Source organism: Pseudarthrobacter sp. NPDC080039 (genome assembly GCF_040702335.1).
Taxonomy (GTDB): domain Bacteria; phylum Actinomycetota; class Actinomycetes; order Actinomycetales; family Micrococcaceae; genus Arthrobacter; species Arthrobacter enclensis_A.
In genome coordinates this window covers 178,596-197,389 of sequence record NZ_JBFBKY010000003.1, presented here as the reverse complement: position 1 = coordinate 197,389, position 18,794 = coordinate 178,596, and the positions used below count along the sequence as shown (strand labels likewise).

The window sequence follows — 18,794 nt, the reverse complement described above, 5'->3', positions numbered from 1 at the left end:
CTATACGTCGCTGGCCGCAGGCCGGTTCAGGCCTCGGTAAGTTCGTCTTCCTGCTGCCGGACCAGGGTGAGCCGGTAGCCCACGTTCCTGACCGTGCTGATGAGGTTTTCGTGGTCCGCGCCGAGCTTGGCCCGTAGCCGCCGGACGTGGACATCCACGGTCCGGGTGCCGCCGTAGTAGTCGTAACCCCAGACTTCAGTCAGCAGCTGCTGGCGGGTGAAGACCCGGCCGGGGTGCTGTGCCAGGTATTTCAGGAGCTCGAACTCCTTGAAGGTCAGGTTCAGTGGCGCTCCGTTGACCCGGGCCGTGTAGCTTGCTTCGTCGATGATGACGCCCGCGGCACGGATTTCGCTGGGCGCGTCCTCCTGTTCGGGTACCGCGCGGGCAACGGACAGCCGGATGCGGGCCTCCACCTCGGCCGGTCCGGCGGAATCTAGGACGATGTCGTCAACAGCCCAGGCCGAGGAAACCGCAGCCATGCCGCCTTCGGTCAGGATCAGTACCAGCGGGGCGCTGAGGCCTGTGGCCTTCAGGAGCTGGGTGAGGGAGCGGGCGCCCACCAGGTCCTTGCGGGCGTCCAGAAGGACAATGTCGCAGGGGTCCGTTTCCAGGAGGGCCGTGGGTTCGGCGGGGAGGATATGGACGCGGTGGTTCAGCAATTCGAGGGCAGGCAGGATGTCCACCGAAGAACCGGTGCTGTTGGTCAGTAACAGGATGTGCGACATTGTTCCTCCAAGGGCCGTCCGCGCATCATTGGGCGACTGAACCGGATTCTCACCGGCCGGTACGGGCTTCCTGCAGGAGGTTTTGGTCCGTCAGCACGCCGCCGGCCAGCCACCTCAGCAGGGAGCGTAGCTGAACCTTGAGTATACCCGGCGGCCCCCTTGGGACCACAGATCCGCGCCATCGGAAGGCACGTTTTGCGACATATCCGGGTCACATAAGGCAGGATTGAACCAGGGCGGACCAGCCCTGCCATGAGGGGGCGGACCAGCCTTCCGGCCGATGCCAGGATGGGAAAACAGCGCAGTGAGTGCACCGACGAAGCACAGGCCGGACCCCGCATGACCGCGGAATTGCAGGCGCCCGTGCGTTCGCTCGGTTCCTGGACCATCGGCGTCGTGGGAATAGCAGGCCTCATTGCCATCGTCGCCGGCGTCTACGCCTCGCCGGTGGCCCTGGCCGCGGTGGGCATCGTCATTGCCGCCGCCGTGGGGATCGGCTGGCCGCACTTCCTGCGCATCCCGGCCAAGAAGACCCTTGCCGCCGTCATTGCCCTGCCGGGTGCCGGCGCGGCGGTCGCCGCGGCCGTGGTGCCCGCGCCGGGATACCTGGACTGGACGCCGGCGTTTGTTGCCCTGGGAATGATGGCCGTCTTCGTGGTGCAGCTGATCCGCGGAACAGGCCAGGCCCAGCGTCTGGAGTCCACCCTCGGCTGCTGCGCCGGTGTGTTGCTGTCCTGCCTCGGCGCGGGCTGGATTGCCGGTGCGCGGTTCAACGGGGTGCGCGAGATGCTGCTGGTGGCCGCGATCAGCGCCGCCGTTGCCGTGCTCGCGGGGCTCATCCGCTGGCCGGACAGCATCGTTGCGCCGCTGGGAGTTGTGCTTGCCGGCCTGGCCGGTCCACTTGCCGGGCTGGTCCTGTCGGACATCGCTGTCCTTCCGGCCGCCGTCTTTGGCATCGTGGTGGGCGCGGTCCTGGCGAGCTTCCGCCGGCTTGCCACGCTCCGCGGGGCGCCGCTGAACATTCTTGCTGCCCTTAGCATGGGCCTCGCCCCGGTTTCGGCCGTGGGATCGCTCGCGTACTTCATAGACAAACTACTCATCTACTAACGGGTTAGGATGGCACCATGTCCGTACTTGCTTTTGAAATCTTCTTCCTTGTCCTGCTTGGCATCGCGAGCGTGTCCATGGCCTGGTTCGCCGGGTTCGTGGTCTACCGCCTCTTCAAGGGCCAGAAGTAACCAGACCTATTCCAGTACCAGCCGTATCTGGAGGTAATGGCAATGCCCATTGAGATTCCAACAGATCTGACCCCCGAACTCGTTCCCCTCTCGTGGCTCATCGGTGAGTGGGAGGGCCGCGGCCGGCTGGGCAGCGGCGACGAGGACTCGGAACACTTCCTGCAGCATGTGTCCTTCACCCACAACGGCCTCCCGTACCTCCAGTACCGCGCCGAAAGCTGGCTGACGGACGACCAAGGTGTCCGCCTGCGCCCGCTCACGGTTGAGACGGGCTTCTGGGCGCTGGAGCGCAAGCAGTTGGACGCCGACGGCGGCCCAGGCCTGGTGCCTGCGGACATCGTGCCGGTGTTGAAGAGCGCCGACGAGGTGGAGGCCCTGCGCAACAAAGACGGCGGCTTCGACATCTCTGTGTCCATCGCGCACCCCGGCGGGATCACGGAGCTCTACTACGGCCAGATCAAGGGCCCGCAGATCCAGCTGACCACCGACATGGTGATGCGCGGCAGCCACTCCAAGGAGTACAGCGCAGCCACCCGGATCTTCGGCCTGGTGGACGGCAACCTCTTGTGGCGGTGGGACGTGGCCACGGGAGGAGAAGCCGGCAAAGGCCTTGAAGCCCACGCGTCCGCCTTCCTGCACCGGGTCTCCTGATACAGCGGTCTGACACTGCAGGGGTCTCCTGAGGCAGTGGGCTTCCCGGGCAGTGCCTTCCAGCGGCCGGGGTGCGGAAACGAACCCGCAGATCACGGAATACCGCCGACCCCAAAGGACTTCTACTTCATATGACTACGCCCAGCCCTTTGTTGTCGCGCCCCGGCGCCGTCGAGGCCGCCGGCCCTGACGCCGGTGTCGCCGCCCACTACGGCGAGCCGCTGCGTGAGCAGCGCGCACTCGCTGCCGGAACCGCCGTCGTCGATCTTTCCCACCGCGGCGTGGTCACCGTCACCGGGCCGGACCGGCTGAGCTGGCTCAACACCCTGTCCTCCCAGCAGGTGGCAGCCCTGCAGCCGGGGGAGTCCAGTGAACTGCTGCTCCTCAGCGTCCAGGGCCGCATCGACTTCGATGCCCGGGTGGTTGACGACGGCGGGACCACCTGGCTGATCGTGGAGGCCGCCGAGGCCGCGCCGCTGGCAGAGTACCTGGACCGGATGAAGTTCATGCTGCGGGTGGAAATCGCCGACGTCTCCGCGGACTGGGCCGTGGTGGGCAGCACCCGTGCCGTTCCGGAATGGTCCGGCCACCTTGCCTGGCAGGATCCGTGGCCCCACGTTTCGGCGGGCGGATATTCCTACGCCACCGTCCCGGAGGAAAAGCATCCAGGACTTGAACGGCCCTGGTTCGAGTACCTCATCCCCGCCGGCGAGCTGGAGGACGCCGTTGCCGGGCACGCACTGGCGGGCGTGCTCGCGGCCGAAGCCCTTCGCGTCGCAGCCTGGCGTCCGCGCATCGGCGCCGAAACGGATGACAAGACAATCCCGCACGAACTGGACCTGCTGCGCACCGCCGTGCACCTGGCCAAGGGCTGCTACAAGGGGCAGGAAACCATTGCCCGGGTGCACAACCTCGGCCACCCGCCGCGCCGGCTGGTGTTCCTGCAGCTGGACGGCTCGCAGCACACCCTCCCGGCAGCCGGCAGCCCGGTGATGGCGGGGGAGCGGAAGGTTGGAACGGTGACCTCCGTGGCCCAGCACTACGAAATGGGGCCGGTGGCCCTGGCGGTCATAAAGCGTTCCGTGGCACCGGATGAAATACTGACGGTCCTGGACGGCGATGAACCCTATCCCGCCGCGCAGGAGCTCATTGTCGCCCCCGACGCAGGCCAGGTGGTGGGGCGCCAGACCGGATTCCTGAGGGGGCCACGCTGATGACCGAGAACACCACGCCCGTCCACGCCGGCGCGCAGCGCGCGGAAGCGCACGACGACGACGCGCTGGCGTTGGCGCACGAGCTCTTCCAGGCTGCGCGCGAAGGAAACAGCGCGCTGCTGGGTGCGTACCTGGACGCCGGCGCTCCGGCCACCATGACGAACGCCGCCGGTGATTCCCTGCTCATGCTGGCTGCGTACCACGGCCACGCCGGTACCGTTGAGCTGCTCCTGCAGCACGGCGCCGACGCAAACACCGCCAACGACCGGGGCCAGACCCCGCTCGCCGGAGCGGCATTCAAGGGTTACCCAGACGTGGCCCGGGTCCTGTTGGGCGCCGGAGCGGACCCTGATGCCGGGGCGCCCTCGGCGCGGGCTGCGGCGCAAATGTTCGCCCGCACGGAGATCCTGGACCTGCTGGGCTAAGGCTCCCCGGGCTCCGCCCGGCACCAATAAAACTCCAGAAGGATGACAGAGTGGAAAACGTAGAGAAGCCGTGGCCGGCGCTGTGGTCCCTGGTGATTGGGTTCTTCATGATCCTGATCGACAGCACCATCGTTTCGGTGGCGAATCCCCGGATCATGGAAGGCCTGCACGCCGACATCAACTCGGTGATCTGGGTGACCAGCGCATACCTGCTGGCCTACGCCGTTCCGCTGCTCATAACCGGACGACTTGGGGACAGGTTCGGACCCAGGAGGCTGTACCTCCTGGGCCTGGTGGTGTTTACCTTGGCGTCCCTCTGGTGCGGCCTTGCCCAGAACGTTGAAACCCTCATCGGGGCACGCGTGGTCCAGGGGCTCGGCGCGGCCGTCATGACGCCCCAGACCATGGCGGTCATCACCCGCATCTTCCCGCCCGACCGCCGCGGCTCTGCCATGGCCATCTGGGGTGCCACTGCCGGCATGGCCACCCTGGTGGGCCCCATCCTGGGCGGTGTCCTGGTGGACGGACTCGGCTGGGAGTGGATCTTCTTCATCAACGTACCCGTCGGCGTCGTTGGCTTCATCCTTGCACTGCGCAACGTCCCGGCGTTGAGCACCCACCCGCACCGGTTCGATATCCCCGGCGTGCTGCTGAGCGCCGTGGGGCTTTTCCTGCTGGTCTTCGGCATCCAGGAAGGCGAGACGTACAACTGGGGCACCATCACCGGATTCATCAGCGTGTGGGGCCTGATTATCGCCGGCCTTGTTGTCCTGGCCGCTTTCGTGGCCTGGCAGCGGTTCAACAAGGGTGAACCACTGTTGCCGCTGGGGCTGTTCAGGGACCGGAACTTCTCCCTCGCCAACCTGGGCATCACCATGGTGGGGTTCACCGTCACGTCATTCGGCCTGCCGCTGATCTTCTACTACCAGCTGGTCCGTGGCCTCACGCCCACCCAGTCCGCACTCCTGATGGTCCCCATGGCCCTGATTTCGGGCGGCATGGCACCTGTGGTGGGGAAGATCGTGGACCGGGTCAACCCGAAATACCTCGCCGCTTCCGGCCTGGTATTGATGGCCGTCGCCCTGGTCTGGAACGGCCTGCTGATGCAGCCGGACACGCCCATCCTGCTGTTCCTGCTGCCCAGCGCCGTCCTGGGCTTCGCCAACGCCGGCATTTGGGCGCCCCTAAGCACCACCGCCACCAGGAACCTGCCGCCGCGCCAGGCAGGAGCCGGTTCGGGCGTTTACAACACCACGCGCCAGATCGGGGCCGTGCTGGGCAGCGCCGCCATTGCCGTCCTCATCCAGTCCCGGCTCGCCGCCGAACTTCCGTCCGGCGGCCCCGCGGCATCAGCCGGTGGGGGAATGGCCATGGGCGGCACGCTGCCGGAGTTCCTGAAGGCAGGGTTCTCCACGGCGATGGCACAGTCCATCCTGATGCCCGCCGCGGTGGTGCTGGCCGGCGCGGCGGTGGCCCTGTTCTTCGCCAAGCCCAAGCCGGTCCAGGACTGGAGCGCCGCTGCCGGTACCGGTACCTCAGCGAAGGTTGACGCTGGTCTGGATTCCGCCGGCTGAGAGGCCCAGTTTCCGGGCCAGGGCCAGGCAGCCGGTGTTGCTCACATCGGCACGCCACTGCAGGGTCAGCCCGGCGGCCAGTGCCTCGTGCGCCGCGATGGAGCCGGCCAGTGAGCCCAGGCCGCGCCGCCGCCACTCAGGGTCCACCAGCACGCCCATGTTGCCCAACAGGCCCTCCCATTCCCCGTAGGCCCCGCAGGCCAGGGGAACACGCCTGCCGTCCAGTTCGTGCACGATGGTGTAGCGGTTTTCCAGGTCGGAGAGTCCCACTTCGTTGACGTCGTCCGGTGGGCAACGGCCCTCCAGTTCGATGGCCTCGGGATTTCCGTGCGAAACCGTCAGCTCTTCGGACGGCTGCTGAAGTGGCAGGTCGTCGGCGAAGAACAGGGCGGAAGCCCCGAGTCCATGGCCGCCGCGTTCCCGGGTGAGCTTCAGGAGGGTCACGTGCTGGGCCATTTCCTCATCCGGGATGCCGGCGGCGGCATCGATCACGCTCTGCGGGCCCACCAGCGCGGAACTTCCGAATATCCGCACGAACTCGACGGTGCGGCATGACTCGTCGGCGCGGACAATCCGTTCGCCGGAAGCCAGGGCGTCACCGAAAGCATCGTCGTCAAGGCCAAGACGGCGGGCCCATGCCAGCTGGATGATGGCCGCGGAGCCGGGATCGAGTGTCATGCTCCCAGCCTAGGGCGGCACGGTGGCTCAGCCGAACAGGACCGCGGCCTCGTCATAGCGGTTCTGCGGGACGGTCTTCAGCTGGCCAAGGGCTTCCTCGAAGGCCACATGCCGGATGTCGGTGCCCTTCAGCGCCACCATGGTGCCCCAGTATCCTTCAACCACGGAGTCGATTGCGGCCATGCCCAGCCGGGTGGCCAGGACCCGGTCGAAGGCGGAGGGGACGCCGCCGCGCTGGATGTGGCCCAGGATGGTGGCACGCGTTTCGATGCCGGTCCTTGCCTCCAACTCGGGGGCCAACTGGTCGGCGATGCCGCCCAGGCGCGGCCGGCCGAATGTGTCCAGTCCACGCTCGGAGTGCGGGCTTTCCATGTGCTCCGGCACGAAGCCTTCGGCCACCACCACCAACGGCGCGCGGCCTCGGGCATGGGCCTCCTTGACCCAGTCGGTGATCTGCTCGATGCTCACCTTCTGCTCCGGAATGAGAATGGCGTGCGCGCCGGCGGCCATGCCCGCGTGCAGGGCAATCCAGCCCACGTGGCGGCCCATGACTTCAGCGATCATGCAGCGGTGGTGGGACTCGCCAGTGGTACGGAGCCGGTCGATTGCTTCGGTGGCGATCTGCACGGCGGTGTCGAAACCGAAGGTGTAGTCGGTGGCGTCAAGGTCGTTGTCCACCGTCTTGGGGACGCCCACGATCTTGAGGCCGGCGTCGGTCAGTCGCTTGGCTGCTGCCAGGGTCCCTTCACCGCCGATAGCGATGATGGCATCGATGCCCAGGCGGTCCATGTGGGCCTTGATGGCCTCGGGTCCGCCGCCGTTTTCGAACGGGTTGGTGCGGGATGTGCCCAGGATGGTGCCGCCCTGCTTGGCAATGCCGCGGACCATGGTACGGGGGATTTCGATGATGTCGCCCTCCACCACGCCGCGCCAGCCGTCGCGGAATCCTACGAATTCCTGGCCGTGGACGGCGATGCCCTTCAATACTGCGCCTCGGATAACGGCGTTCAGTCCGGGGCAGTCGCCACCGCTGGTGAGGATTCCAATTTTCATGTTCGGCTCAAATCCTGGGAAGAAGGTTTACAGGCAGAGCGCCACGCTGAGCTCACCTAGAAGTGTAGTGGGGTGTGTGGGGTACGACACAAACCGGTTACATGCGGGCCCGGCACGCTGCGGAATCAGGGCAACCAAAAGCCCCCGCCCGATGAACGGATTCACCGGGCGGGGGCTTTGGGCTGGCGGCGGAAGCCGGCCCGGTCAGCGACCGAGTGAGCGGCGGTCCAGGAACGTCTGCAGCGGAATCTCGTTACGCTGGTCCGGGAGGATCACCCACGCGAGGACGTAGAAAACGAAGGCCGGCCCCGGAAGCAGTGCGAAGAGCAGGAAGGCGATACGGACAAAAGCTACGTCCACATTGAGCTTGGCAGCGATGCCGCCGCAGACTCCGCCAAGCCACCGCTCCGGGCCGCGCTTCAGGCCAAGGCCCCTGACAATGCTGAAGAACTTATCCATGGTTCAAGACTTCCCTGTCGTCGGTTGGTTGTCACGTTTCCGGGCTGAGAGCAGGCCGCCCACCACCAGGGCCACGCCCGCCCCAATCATCAGGCCGATCAAGACGTAGGTGCCGTTGAGGGTGACGATGCCCAACTGCGCCACGATGATCAGCACCGCCAGCGCCAGGACGATCAGTCCCCACACCACCGTCCCCACCCTGGCAGGTGCCCGGCCCTCAAGGTCCTGGTCCGCCGTCGTCGGAATGTTGCCGCTGTCCATGTCAGTTGCCTTCCTGGATGGTGACGTTGCTGAAGGTTCCGTCGATCTGCACCACCAGGTGGTTGCCCGGTTTGTCCGTGTTGTAGGTGCTCTCGCGGGTGGTGGTACCGCCGCGTTGGCCGCTTGGCTCGTTCAGGTTCCCCATGGTCATGTCCGCCTTGATGTCCACTGGCACGTTTCGCGGGATGACCACCGTCACGTTGCTGGCCGTGATGTCCAGGGGCACCACGACGTCGGAGGTCAGGGGGGTGTTTGGGGAGAGGTCCATGAGGTTCACGGTTCCCCGCCCGGCCGTGATGTCGATGCCCCCGCGCGCTTCCTCGATTCCGGCAGGGCTCCAGTCCACCTGCTGGAACCGCATCCGGCCGTCGTCCAGGGTGTTGTAGATACCGCCGGTGACCAGTGCTATCACGGCAAACAGGCTCAGGATGCCGGCGGTCCGTCCGCGGAAGCCGGCCACCAGGATGCCCAGGCCAAGGACTGCTGCCGCGCTGGCCCACACGATGGCGTTGGCTGAGCCGCCCAGGTTGATGATGTTGGCGGCGTCCAGCGCCTTCAGTCCGCCGCCCACCACAAGGGCAGCGCCCGTTGCGATGGCCACCGCGGGAGCGCCCGGTCCAGCCGGCCGCGGCTTCGACGGCCGGGGCGGGCCCCACGGGGCGGGGTAGCTGCCACCGCCAGTCGCCGCGCTGCCCGGGCCGCCGAACCCTGTGCCGTTCCCGGCCCCGGCGGGGCCTGTGGCGCTGGGCCCGGGTCTTCCAGGGCCTGCGCCGGTGGGAGGCCCGTAGCCTCCGTCTGTGCCCGCTCCGATGGTGGGCGGGCCATACTGAGGCGTTGCCGGGTGTCCCGGGGCCGGTGCGGAAGCCGTGCCGGTGGAAAATGCCGAGGCAGCTCCTGTTCCCGGGTGTCCCGCAGGATAGGTGGTCCGGGGTGGAACCGAGTGGCCCGCCATGGTGGGGTGTGCCTTGTTTCGCTGCGTCAGGTAGTAGATGAGGTAGATGGCGCCGCCGACCCAGAAGACGGTCCACAGCAGCCCGCTCAAGCCGTTATGGCTCCAGCCCCAGTAGCCTCCGCCCAGGCCTGTGAGGCCCAGCACTGTGGCGATGAGGGCCCCGGTCATGCCGCTCGACCAGCGGCCCGCGCCGGCCTCCTGGACGTGGATCCTGCCGTCGGGTTCCGGCAGGAGGGCCCATGCAAGGCCGTAGACCAGTACGCCGATGCCGGCAAGGAGGGTCAGGACGATCGCGGCGCCGCGGATGATGATCGGATCAACGTTGAGCCGGTGGGCGATGCCGCTGCAAACGCCGCCGATCCACCGGTCGTTTCCCCGGTGAATGCCCTGGCTGCGGACCCAGCCAAAGAAATCGGTGGAGGCCGCCGGCGCCGGGCCGTCCGGGAAACCGTAGTTCGGGCCGGGACCGGCCTCCTGGCCCCCAGGCGCCGCCTCCGGGCCGGGGGCGGGGTGTTCTGGGCCGGGGTGTTCTGGGCCGGGGGAGGGAAGCTGGGCGGAGGGCGGGAGCGGCTCAGTGGGAGGCTGGCTTTCCGGGCCGGGCAGAGGCCCGGACGGTTCGTCGTCGGAGGGAGGGATCTGCGAGTTCATACCTCGATCCTCCGTCCCTGCCCATCCGGCCCTCTATTGGGGGAAACCCTGAACGGTCCCTGAGCCGTCCCCGGCAAGGGCCTTGATCCGGTCCGGTCAACCCTGATCCATGTTTGGATTGATCCATGACAACCCTCCCGGTGCGCCCGCCCCTGGCGCGGAGCAGCGACCGCGTCATCGCGGGCGTCTGTTCCGGGCTGGCCGCGCACCTGGGCTGGCCGGTAAGGAACGTCCGGTTGGCTATGGTCCTCGCCGCCTTCGCGGGAGGGGCGGGCCTGGTCTTCTACGCCTGGCTCTGGATTATGGTGCCCACCGCGGACGAGGCCGCACGCCGCAGTGCCCGCCGGCCGGCGTCGCCTATTGCCCCGGCTGTGAGCCGACCGGGGCAGGGCCAGGCCGTTCAGGCCCCGTCGCCTCAGCGAACGGCGCCCGGCGCCGGCATCCCCGCAGGTGCCAACGGTCCGGCGCCCGACGCCGGCAACGACCAGGATCCGGGCGCGGAGGCGGCCCATCCACCTTGGTTCCGGGCCGGCGGGATGCGCTACGGCAAGGAGATCCTCCTGGGCTGCGGGCTGCTGCTGGTGGCCGGCATCATGGTGGCGCAGATGCTGGGCGTGGATGTCTCCCTGGGGACCCTGATCCCCGCGGCCGCGGTGCTGAGCGGGGCCTCGATCGCCTGGATGCAGCTGGACGAAACCCGGCGTGCCGGGCTGGTGGACAAGACCAAGGCTGACCAGGCCGGCGGATGGGGCCGGCTTGCCGCCGGCCTGGCCTTGGTGGTGGCCGGTGTGCTGGTGATGGTGTCCGGTTCCGGCTCGTGGGAACAGACCTGGCTTGCGCTGCTGGCATCGGTTGCCGTGCTGGGCGGCGTGGTGCTGGTCCTGTTGCCGTGGGCGCTGAAGTTTTGGCGGGACCTGGAGGCCGAGCGTGCAGGGCGGATCCGGGAGACGGAGCGGGCGGAGATCGCCGCCCACCTGCACGATTCCGTCCTGCAGACGCTCGCCTTGATCCAGCGGCGGGCAGGCAACGAGCACGACGTCGTCCGCCTGGCCCGTGCCCAGGAACGTGAGCTGCGTGGCTGGCTGTTCCAGGATCCGGGCCGGGAAAGCGGGCAGCTTTCCGCCCGCGTCAAGGCCGCCGCCGCCGAAGTGGAGGACCTGCTAGGCAACGCGGTGGAGGTTGTGACCGTTGGCGACGCCGCCATGACTGAGGCAAACGAAGCCCTGGTCCAGGCGGCCCGGGAAGCCATGCTCAATGCCTCGCGGCACGGGGGCGGGACGGTTTCGGTCTACCTTGAGGCGTCGGACGGGCAGACGGAAATCTTCATCAAGGACAGGGGGCCCGGCTTCGAGCTGGGCGAGGTGCCGGCGGACCGGCTGGGCGTGCGCGAATCGATCATCGGCAGGATGAAACGGCACGGCGGCTCCGCGGCAATCCTCAGCACCGCGGACGGCACGGAAGTCCGCCTAAGGCTGCCTGCTGCAGCGGAACATTGGGAAGGGAAAACATGAACATGACCCAGGGGACAGGCCCCGGAAGCACCCGGCCGGCCAGTTCCGTGCGGGTGGTCATCGTGGACGATCACGCCATCTTCCGGTCCGGGCTTAAAGCGGACCTTGACGCCAGCATCCACGTGGTGGGGGAGGCAGCAACGGTGGAGCAGGCCATCGCCGTGATTGCCGGACAGCGCCCCGACGTCGTCCTCCTGGACGTGCACCTGCCCGGCGGACTGGGCGGCGGGGGCCGCGAGGTCATCGCAGGCTCGGCAGCTCTCCTGTCCACCACGCGTTTCCTGGCGCTGAGCGTCTCAGACGCCGCGGAGGACGTGGTGGCAGTGATCCGAGCCGGGGCGCGCGGCTACGTCACCAAGACCATTTCCGGTGCCGAGATCACCGACGCGGTGCACCGCGTGGCCGGTGGCGACGCGGTCTTCTCGCCCCGCCTTGCCGGCTTCGTCCTCGACGCCTTCGGCACGGCCCCCGCAGACATTGCCGACGATGAGCTGGACAAGCTCTCGGCCCGGGAATTGGAGGTCATGCGCCTCATCGCCCGGGGGTACAGCTACAAGGAAGTGGCCAAGGAACTCTTCATCAGCATCAAGACCGTGGAAACCCACGTGTCGGCCGTGCTGCGCAAGCTCCAGCTCTCCAGCCGGCACGAGCTCACCAAGTGGGCCGCGGAGCGCCGCCTCCTCTGAATCGCCCGCTCCCTTTGGCCTAAAACCCCCACGCCCCATCACCTTTGGCAGCTTTTCTCCACACGCCCCATCAGCTCCTGCGCGTTAAATCCAAACGCCCGCTCACTTCCCTAAGGAAGTGAGCGGGCGTTTGGATTTTGGCCTGCGGAAGGTGATGGGGCGTTACTGGGCCTTGCCCAGGAAGTCCTGCAGGCGCTGGACGCCGGTGGCAAGGTCCTCATCGCCCAGGGCGTAGGAGAGACGCAGGAAGCCGGAGGGACCGAAGGCCTCGCCGGGAACCACTGCCACCTCAACCTCGTCGAGGATCAGCGACGCCAGCTCGGCGGAGGTCTGCGGGGTGGCGGTGCCGGACGCCGTCGGGAATTCCTTGCCCAGCAGCGCACGCACGTCCGCGTACACGTAGAAGGCACCCTTCGGCGTCGGGCATTCCACGCCCTCGATCGCGTTCAGGCCTGCGACGATGGCCTTGCGGCGGCGGTCAAACGCAACCTTCATCTCGTCGACGGCGGTCAGCGGGCCGGAGACGGCAGCGAGGGCGGCGACCTGCATGATGTTGGACACGTTGGAGGTGGCGTGGGACTGCAGGTTGGTGGCGGCCTTGATGACATCGGCCGGGCCGATCATCCAGCCCACGCGCCAGCCCGTCATGGCGTACGTCTTTGCTACGCCGTTGAGGATGACCACCTTGTCGCCCAATTCGGGGGCCGCCGTTGCGATGGAGGTGAAGGGGACGCCGTCGTAGGTCAGGTGTTCGTAGATCTCGTCCGTGACAACCCAGAGGCCCTTGGCCGCTGCCCACTTGCCGATCTCCGCCACCTGTTCCGGGGAGTAGACAGCGCCGGTGGGGTTCGACGGCGAGACGAACAGCAGGATCTTGGTGCGGTCCGTTACGGCTGCTTCGAGCTGTTCGACGGTGACCAGGTAGTCCTGTTCCGGTCCGGCGAAGACCTCCACGGGCACACCGCCCGCCAGCCGGATGGCCTCCGGGTAGGTGGTCCAGAACGGAGCTGGCACGATGACCTCGTCGCCTGGATCCACCAAGGTGGCGAAGGTGTTGTAAACCGCCTGCTTGCCGCCGTTGGTGACCAGCACCTGTGACGGGTCCACGGTGTAGCCCGAATCGCGCAGGGTCTTCTCCGCGATGGCCTTCTTCAGCTCAGGCAGCCCGCCCGCAGGGGAGTAGCGGTGGTACTTGGGCTGGCCGGCAGCCTCGATGGCGGCCTTGACGATGTAGTCCGGCGTGGGAAAGTCGGGTTCGCCCGCGCCGAAGCCGATAACCGGCCGGCCAGCTGCCTTAAGCGCCTTGGCCTTGGCGTCAACGGCCAGGGTTGCGGATTCGGCAATTGCGGAAATGCGTTGGGAAACGCGGGCGGCAGACATGGCAGGTCCGTTCTTCGCTTGCAGCCGGGATGGCTGGAATGTGGGATTCGACGAGTTCTACTCTATGCTGTTCACCGGACCCTCCGGGGTGCCGGTTTTGATTTATGACTGCCCAGCGCGGCAGGTTTCAGGCCGGACTCCAGATGGGCCGGCCGGGCCGGTTTTACCTACGCGGACTTCTTGCGTAGACTGGTTCACCGGTGTTGAAACACGGATGATGGCGTGCGCCCCAGTTCAAGCTGGGTGTTGGGCCGTCAAAGAGTGGATTTCACTCCATAGGGTAGTGGCGCAATTGGTAGCGCAGCGGTCTCCAAAACCGCAGGTTGCAGGTTCGAGTCCTGTCTGCCCTGCGCAAGCTGCTCCGGGCGAAAGCCCGGGGCAGGCGCAGCAACCATGGTTCTGATCAGGGCCGGGTAATCCACCATTGCAAAGATGAGCGAGGACCAGGTGACCGAAACAGCTGCCAGCAGCTCCAAGGGCCGCCCAGCTAAGAAGGAAGCCAAGGCAAACTTCTTCGCCCGCATTGCACTCTTTGTCCGCCAGATCATTGGCGAACTGAAGAAGGTTGTTGCCCCCACCCGCAAGGAACTGATCAACTACACGCTCGTGGTGCTGGTGTTCGTGGCCATCATGATGGTCATCGTCAGCCTGCTGGACATTGGTTTCGGAACCGCTGTCGGCTGGGTCTTCGGCGGTACCGGCCCCACGGACCACTAGGGCTGGACGGTCCGCAGGCCGCGTGTTTCCCCGGGAAACCGGAAGGAAGCGCCGGTGTGCGGAATTGAGCCATTTAAATAGGCATGTTAGGCAATGAGGAAGCAGGAGACCAAGTGTCTGAGCAGGAGCTCGAGGTAACCGAGACCGGGTTGGAAGAATCCCAGGACGTCACGGCGGAAGCCGGTGAAGAGTCCGAGGTTGAGTTCTCCGCGCCCGAGTCCGATGATGCCGCCTCCGACGATGCAGAGGCATCCGAAGCCGACTCAGCGGATGTCGATGGCGAAGAGACCGACGCCCTTGCCGCAGCGGCAGCCACCGCGGCCGCGGACCCCGCAGAGGAGTTCAAGGCCAAGTTGCGCCGCCAGGAAGGTGACTGGTACGTCATCCACTCCTACGCCGGCTACGAAAACCGCGTGAAGGCCAACCTGGAGACCCGCATCCAGACCCTGGACATGGAAGATTACATCTTCGAAATCCAGGTGCCCATGGAAGAAGTCGTGGAGATCAAGAACGCCCAGCGCAAGGTGATCAACCGCGTCCGCATCCCCGGCTACGTCCTGGTCCGCATGGACCTGACGGACGCCTCCTGGGGCGCCGTCCGCCACACCCCCGGCGTCACCGGCTTCGTGGGCAATGCCCACAACCCGGTCCCGCTGCGTTTGGATGAAGTCTTCTCCATGCTCGCCCCCGTCTTCGAAGAGGAGCAGGCCGAGAAGGGCAAGCCGGTCAACAAGCAGAACCAGGTTCCCGTGGCTGTTGACTTCGAGGTCGGCGAGTCCGTCATCGTCAAGGAAGGCCCGTTCGAGACCCTTCCCGCCACGATCTCCGAGATCAAGCCCGAGTCCCAGACTCTCGTGGTGCTGGTCTCCATCTTCGAGCGCGAAACGCCCGTCACCCTGGCGTTCAACCAGGTCACCAAGATCTGAGATTCCTAGAATTCGTTCCGGCGCCGCCCGCTTAGCTGCACCGGAACGGCCGGCCGCCTTGCCATGGCGGCCAAAAACCTGAGGCACGCTCCTGTGCCCCAGGACGTTATTGAGAGAAGGACCCTACATTGGCTCCCAAGAAGAAGGTCACCGGCCTCATCAAGCTGCAGATCCAGGCAGGTGCCGCCAACCCGGCCCCGCCGATCGGTCCTGCACTTGGCCAGCACGGTGTCAACATCATGGAATTCTGCAAGGCGTACAACGCTGCGACGGAAGCCCAGCGCGGAAACGTCATCCCCGTGGAAATCACGGTCTACGAGGACCGTTCCTTCACGTTCATCACCAAGACCCCGCCGGCTGCAGAGCTCATCAAGAAGGCTGCAGGCGTTGCCAAGGGTTCATCCACTCCGCACACCGTCAAGGTTGCCAAGCTGACCCAGGCCCAGGTCAACGAGATCGCCTCCACCAAGATGGAAGACCTCAACGCCACCAGCCTCGAAGGCGCAGCGAAGATCATCGCCGGCACCGCCCGCTCCATGGGCATCACCGTCGAGGGCTAATACCCTTTACCGCTGTCCAGCGTCAGTGCAATTGACGACGACGGGCGGCACCGCCGGGACACCGGCACCAAAATAATTGAAATGTTGGTCATCCGGCCCGGATAACGAACCGGATCACCGACTGTGGCAGGGCCCAGCGCGGTCCGCAGACCACAACTGCACAAGGAGAAATAAGCAGCATGGCAAAGCGCAGCAAAGCATATGAGGCAGCAGCCGCCAAGATCGATGCGACCAAGCACTACGCACCGTTCGAGGCAGTAACGCTGGCCAAGGACACCAGCCCGTCCAAGTTCGACGCCACCGTTGAGGTTGCTTTCCGCCTCGGCGTGGACCCCCGCAAGGCTGACCAGATGGTCCGCGGCACGGTCAACCTGCCCCACGGCACCGGTAAGACCGCCCGCGTCCTGGTCTTCGCCACGGGTGACAAGGCTGAGGCTGCAATCGCAGCCGGCGCCGACTTCGTTGGTTCCGACGACCTGATCGAAAAGATCGCCGGCGGCTGGACCGACTTCGACGCCGCCGTTGCCACCCCTGACCTCATGGGCAAGGTTGGCCGCCTCGGCAAGGTCCTGGGTCCGCGTAACCTGATGCCGAACCCGAAGACGGGCACCGTGACCCCCGATGTCACCAAGGCCGTCAACGACATCAAGGGTGGCAAGATCGACTTCCGCGTCGACAAGCACTCCAACCTGCACTTCATCATCGGCAAGGTTTCCTTCGACGCCGTGAAGCTGGCCGAGAACTACGCAGCAGCACTGGAAGAGGTCCTTCGCCTCAAGCCGTCCGCTGCGAAGGGCCGCTACATCCAGAAGGCCACCGTCGCCACCACGTTCGGCCCGGGCATCTCCGTTGACCCCAACGTCACCAAGGTGCTCACCGAGGCGTAGTCCTCAATGAAGTCCCTGCCCGGGAATTGATTCCCGGAGCACCCGAAGACCGTCCCTGCGCCACCGCGCCGGGGCGGTCTTCTTTTCGTCCCACTGGCGCCGCCGCGCTCGGTTTTGACATGGAATGCCAGCGGAAACCAGCATATGCTGGCCCTAAATACCGCACTCGGATTCAGGCCCGCCGGCTTTGAAGGTGAGCGGCAGAAACAGCTGGGATGATGCCCGAATGGCAATAGACGTGAAGATCGAGCAGCTCTGGATTCCCGACTCACTGGACACCCCGGACGCTGCGGACTTCCTGGCCGCCGTCGAGGTGGGCCGCAAAGTGCGGATGCAGACCTGGGGGAGTGACGACCTCGCTTACGGTCCCATGGAAAAGCTCCTGGAGTTCGAGGACCCGTATGAGCGGCAGCTGATCCTGGTGGCCAAGGTGGACGGCGCCATCGTGGGTACTGTGGACATCGCGTTGCCCCTCACCGATCACCTGGATCTCGCCGAGCTCACCCTGGACATCCTGCCCGAGTTCCAGCGGCAGGGAGTGGGGCGGCGCTTGCTCGAGGCCGCCGAGCAGCTGGCCAGGGGCGAAGGCCGGACCATGATCCTGGTGGACACGAACCATCCCGGCGCCTCGCTGCACGAGTTTGAACAGGCCCAGTTGGTTCCCGGCTCGGGGCAGGGGTTCGTGCCGCTGGAAAGCCGTGAGGTGGAGTTCGCACAGAAGACCGGATACACGCTTCAGCACATTGAGCAGTTCAGTTCATGCCTCCTGCCGCTGGACACCAAGCTGGTGGCCGACCTCCAGGCCGAAGCGGAGGAAGCGAACAACGGCCGGTACCGGCTCCACCACTGGACGGACCGGTGCCCCGACCGGTGGCTGGAAGCCGTGGCCGTCCTCGAGAACCAGGCGGGGGCGGACGTGGATCCGTCCCTGGATGTGCCGGTTGAGCAGGACATGGTGTTCGACGGCGGCATCCTGCGCGAGGCCGAGGACGTCGCCATTGCGCAGGGCAGGAGAACGGTGGTCACCGCCGTCGAGCACATTGCCACGGGGTCCCTGGTGGGACTGACCACGATTACGGTGCTGGCGCACCGTGCGGACGTTGTATTCCAGGACGACACGCTGGTGCTGCAGGAGCACCGCGGCAACAAACTGGGGCTGCTGATCAAGGTGGCGAACATGGTGCGGCTCAGCGAGCAGTTTCCGGACGCCCGCATTATCTACACCTGGAACGCACCTGAGAACCGTTACCTCCTGACGGTCAACAGGCAGCTTGGGTTCCAGACAGCCGGAGTGACGGGCATCTGGCAGAAGGAACTGCCAACGCTGCACACGAGCACCAGCTGAACCCCGATTTGGCGCAGTGGCAACGCCTCGCGTAAGCTGGGACTACCAAAGACCGTCGGTTGTTGGAAATCCACTCTCCTGAGCATGGCTCAACTCTGCAGATGTGCGCGGGGGATTCCAGTGGTTTTCCGGACGAAGGACCCTCAACGCAGGGCGGCCGGCGCAGGTGAACGAAGCAAAGCTCCACGGTAAAGCCGTGTTGAGCCAAGCCCCGTGCATCTGCGCGGGGCGTTTTTAGTTTTAGCTCTCTTGAGCGGGGACCGTCGAATACCGGCACTATCCCCGGAAGGAGGGTTATGGCAACGCCTACCAAGGTTTCAGCAGTAGCTGAGATCACTAACGATTTCAAGGAATCGAACGCCGCTGTCCTGACCGAATACCGCGGGCTCACCGTTGCACAGCTCAAGCAGCTGCGTGTTTCTCTCGGCCAGGACACCAAGTTCGCGGTCGTCAAGAACACCCTGACCGCCATTGCAGCCAAGGAAGCCGGCGTCGAAGCATTCGACGGCCAGCTTGCCGGCCCCACTGCAATCGCGTTCATCAAGGGTGACGCAGTTGCCGCTGCCAAGAGCCTGACGGATTTTGCCAAGGCCAACAAGCAGCTGGTCATCAAGACCGGTTACTTCGAGGGCAAGGCGCTGGACGCCACCGAGGTTGCAGCCCTGGCTGCCCTCGAGTCCCGTGAGCTGCAGCTCGCCAAGGTTGCAGGTGTCCTCAAGGCGCCCGCCGCCGCAGCTGCCCGCATCATCGACGCACTGCGCCTCAAGCTTGAAGAAGAGAACGGTGCACCGGCAGCTGCCGAAGCGCCTGCCGCTGAAGAAGCTCCCGCCGCTGAAGCCGAGGCACCCGCCGAAGCTCCGGCTGCCGAAGAGAACTAATTCTCTTACCCCCACCAGACTCCGGT

The 18,794-nt window shown here is 66.1% G+C and carries 20 protein-coding genes, 1 tRNA gene and 1 pseudogene; 15 read left to right on the top strand and 7 right to left on the bottom strand.

Annotated elements, in window-relative coordinates:
* Window positions 1-26: 26 nt before the first annotated feature.
* Entirely contained in the window at window positions 27-725 is a 699-nt protein-coding gene (locus AB0313_RS04875) for a response regulator transcription factor (RefSeq protein ID WP_018769102.1), read from the bottom strand.
* A gap of 339 nt (window positions 726-1,064) precedes the next feature.
* Here AB0313_RS04875 and AB0313_RS04870 point away from each other — a divergent pair, with 339 nt between their 5' ends.
* The 5 genes from AB0313_RS04870 (at window position 1,065) to AB0313_RS04850 (ending at window position 5,827) form a co-directional block, all read left to right on the top strand.
* Window positions 1,065-1,832: a permease gene (locus AB0313_RS04870; RefSeq protein WP_366303959.1), complete on the top strand. Its 768-nt coding sequence runs from the start codon at window positions 1,065-1,067 to the stop codon at window positions 1,830-1,832.
* A gap of 173 nt (window positions 1,833-2,005) precedes the next feature.
* Window positions 2,006-2,614, top strand: a complete 609-nt coding sequence (locus tag AB0313_RS04865; RefSeq protein ID WP_141942722.1) for an FABP family protein — start codon at window positions 2,006-2,008, stop codon at window positions 2,612-2,614.
* A 131-nt stretch (window positions 2,615-2,745) separates the two neighbouring features.
* On the top strand, window positions 2,746-3,828 hold the full coding sequence (locus tag AB0313_RS04860) for a glycine cleavage T C-terminal barrel domain-containing protein (RefSeq protein WP_174237527.1): 1,083 nt from the start codon (window positions 2,746-2,748) through the stop codon (window positions 3,826-3,828).
* Entirely contained in the window at window positions 3,828-4,253 is a 426-nt protein-coding gene (locus AB0313_RS04855; protein WP_141942720.1) for an ankyrin repeat domain-containing protein, read from the top strand. The genes AB0313_RS04860 and AB0313_RS04855 overlap by 1 nt, the downstream gene beginning before the upstream one ends.
* 50 nt (window positions 4,254-4,303) lie before the next feature.
* Entirely contained in the window at window positions 4,304-5,827 is a 1,524-nt protein-coding gene (locus AB0313_RS04850) for a DHA2 family efflux MFS transporter permease subunit (protein ID WP_366303956.1), read from the top strand.
* On the opposite strand, the gene AB0313_RS04845 is transcribed toward AB0313_RS04850, so the two are convergent.
* The 5 genes from AB0313_RS04845 to AB0313_RS04825 all read right to left on the bottom strand — a co-directional run bounded on the left by AB0313_RS04845 (window position 5,789) and on the right by AB0313_RS04825 (window position 9,878).
* On the bottom strand, window positions 5,789-6,505 hold the full coding sequence (locus AB0313_RS04845; RefSeq protein WP_366303954.1) for a GNAT family N-acetyltransferase: 717 nt from the start codon (window positions 6,503-6,505) through the stop codon (window positions 5,789-5,791). The genes AB0313_RS04850 and AB0313_RS04845 overlap by 39 nt on opposite strands.
* A gap of 27 nt (window positions 6,506-6,532) precedes the next feature.
* The gene (locus tag AB0313_RS04840; RefSeq protein WP_141942714.1) at window positions 6,533-7,558 is read right to left on the bottom strand and encodes an ATP-dependent 6-phosphofructokinase; all 1,026 of its coding nucleotides are present in this window, start codon (window positions 7,556-7,558) and stop codon (window positions 6,533-6,535) included.
* A gap of 204 nt (window positions 7,559-7,762) precedes the next feature.
* Window positions 7,763-8,017, bottom strand: a complete 255-nt coding sequence (locus AB0313_RS04835; RefSeq protein ID WP_307304398.1) for a PspC domain-containing protein — start codon at window positions 8,015-8,017, stop codon at window positions 7,763-7,765.
* 3 nt (window positions 8,018-8,020) lie between these two features.
* Window positions 8,021-8,278, bottom strand: a complete 258-nt coding sequence (locus AB0313_RS04830) for a hypothetical protein (protein WP_141942710.1) — start codon at window positions 8,276-8,278, stop codon at window positions 8,021-8,023.
* A 1-nt stretch (window position 8,279) separates the two neighbouring features.
* Window positions 8,280-9,878: a PspC domain-containing protein gene (locus AB0313_RS04825; protein WP_366303951.1), complete on the bottom strand. Its 1,599-nt coding sequence runs from the start codon at window positions 9,876-9,878 to the stop codon at window positions 8,280-8,282.
* 125 nt (window positions 9,879-10,003) lie between these two features.
* Between AB0313_RS04825 and AB0313_RS04820 the strand changes: the two genes are divergently transcribed.
* The gene (locus AB0313_RS04820) at window positions 10,004-11,389 is read left to right on the top strand and encodes a PspC domain-containing protein (protein ID WP_366303949.1); all 1,386 of its coding nucleotides are present in this window, start codon (window positions 10,004-10,006) and stop codon (window positions 11,387-11,389) included.
* Window positions 11,386-12,075 (top strand): response regulator transcription factor, encoded by a 690-nt coding sequence (locus AB0313_RS04815; protein WP_174237526.1) that lies wholly within the window; start codon window positions 11,386-11,388, stop codon window positions 12,073-12,075. The genes AB0313_RS04820 and AB0313_RS04815 overlap by 4 nt, the downstream gene beginning before the upstream one ends.
* A gap of 162 nt (window positions 12,076-12,237) precedes the next feature.
* Here AB0313_RS04815 and AB0313_RS04810 read toward each other — a convergent pair whose 3' ends face one another.
* Entirely contained in the window at window positions 12,238-13,455 is a 1,218-nt protein-coding gene (locus tag AB0313_RS04810) for a pyridoxal phosphate-dependent aminotransferase (protein ID WP_307304387.1), read from the bottom strand.
* A gap of 277 nt (window positions 13,456-13,732) precedes the next feature.
* Here AB0313_RS04810 and AB0313_RS04805 point away from each other — a divergent pair.
* The 8 genes and pseudogenes from AB0313_RS04805 to rplJ all read left to right on the top strand — a co-directional run bounded on the left by AB0313_RS04805 (window position 13,733) and on the right by rplJ (window position 18,768).
* A tRNA-Trp gene (locus tag AB0313_RS04805) sits at window positions 13,733-13,805 on the top strand.
* A gap of 82 nt (window positions 13,806-13,887) precedes the next feature.
* Window positions 13,888-14,172 (top strand): preprotein translocase subunit SecE, encoded by a 285-nt coding sequence (gene secE, locus AB0313_RS04800; RefSeq protein ID WP_141942702.1) that lies wholly within the window; start codon window positions 13,888-13,890, stop codon window positions 14,170-14,172.
* Between the two features lie 113 nt (window positions 14,173-14,285).
* Window positions 14,286-15,098 carry a transcription termination/antitermination protein NusG gene (gene nusG, locus AB0313_RS04795; RefSeq protein WP_366303946.1) on the top strand — a complete coding sequence of 271 codons (813 nt, stop codon included), beginning with the start codon at window positions 14,286-14,288 and terminating at the stop codon, window positions 15,096-15,098.
* 128 nt (window positions 15,099-15,226) lie between these two features.
* Complete coding sequence (gene rplK, locus AB0313_RS04790) at window positions 15,227-15,658, top strand: 50S ribosomal protein L11 (RefSeq protein WP_018760472.1); 432 nt, start codon at window positions 15,227-15,229, stop codon at window positions 15,656-15,658.
* A 179-nt stretch (window positions 15,659-15,837) separates the two neighbouring features.
* The gene (gene rplA, locus AB0313_RS04785) at window positions 15,838-16,545 is read left to right on the top strand and encodes a 50S ribosomal protein L1 (protein WP_366303943.1); all 708 of its coding nucleotides are present in this window, start codon (window positions 15,838-15,840) and stop codon (window positions 16,543-16,545) included.
* 105 nt (window positions 16,546-16,650) lie between these two features.
* Window positions 16,651-16,764, top strand: a pseudogene (locus AB0313_RS04780) (GNAT family N-acetyltransferase); the annotation flags it as partial.
* Between the two features lie 7 nt (window positions 16,765-16,771).
* Window positions 16,772-17,890: a GNAT family N-acetyltransferase gene (locus AB0313_RS04775; RefSeq protein WP_141942698.1), complete on the top strand. Its 1,119-nt coding sequence runs from the start codon at window positions 16,772-16,774 to the stop codon at window positions 17,888-17,890.
* A 296-nt stretch (window positions 17,891-18,186) separates the two neighbouring features.
* A complete protein-coding gene (gene rplJ, locus AB0313_RS04770) occupies window positions 18,187-18,768 on the top strand; it encodes a 50S ribosomal protein L10 (protein ID WP_141942696.1) in 582 nt (193 codons plus the stop codon).
* Window positions 18,769-18,794: the final 26 nt, after the last annotated feature.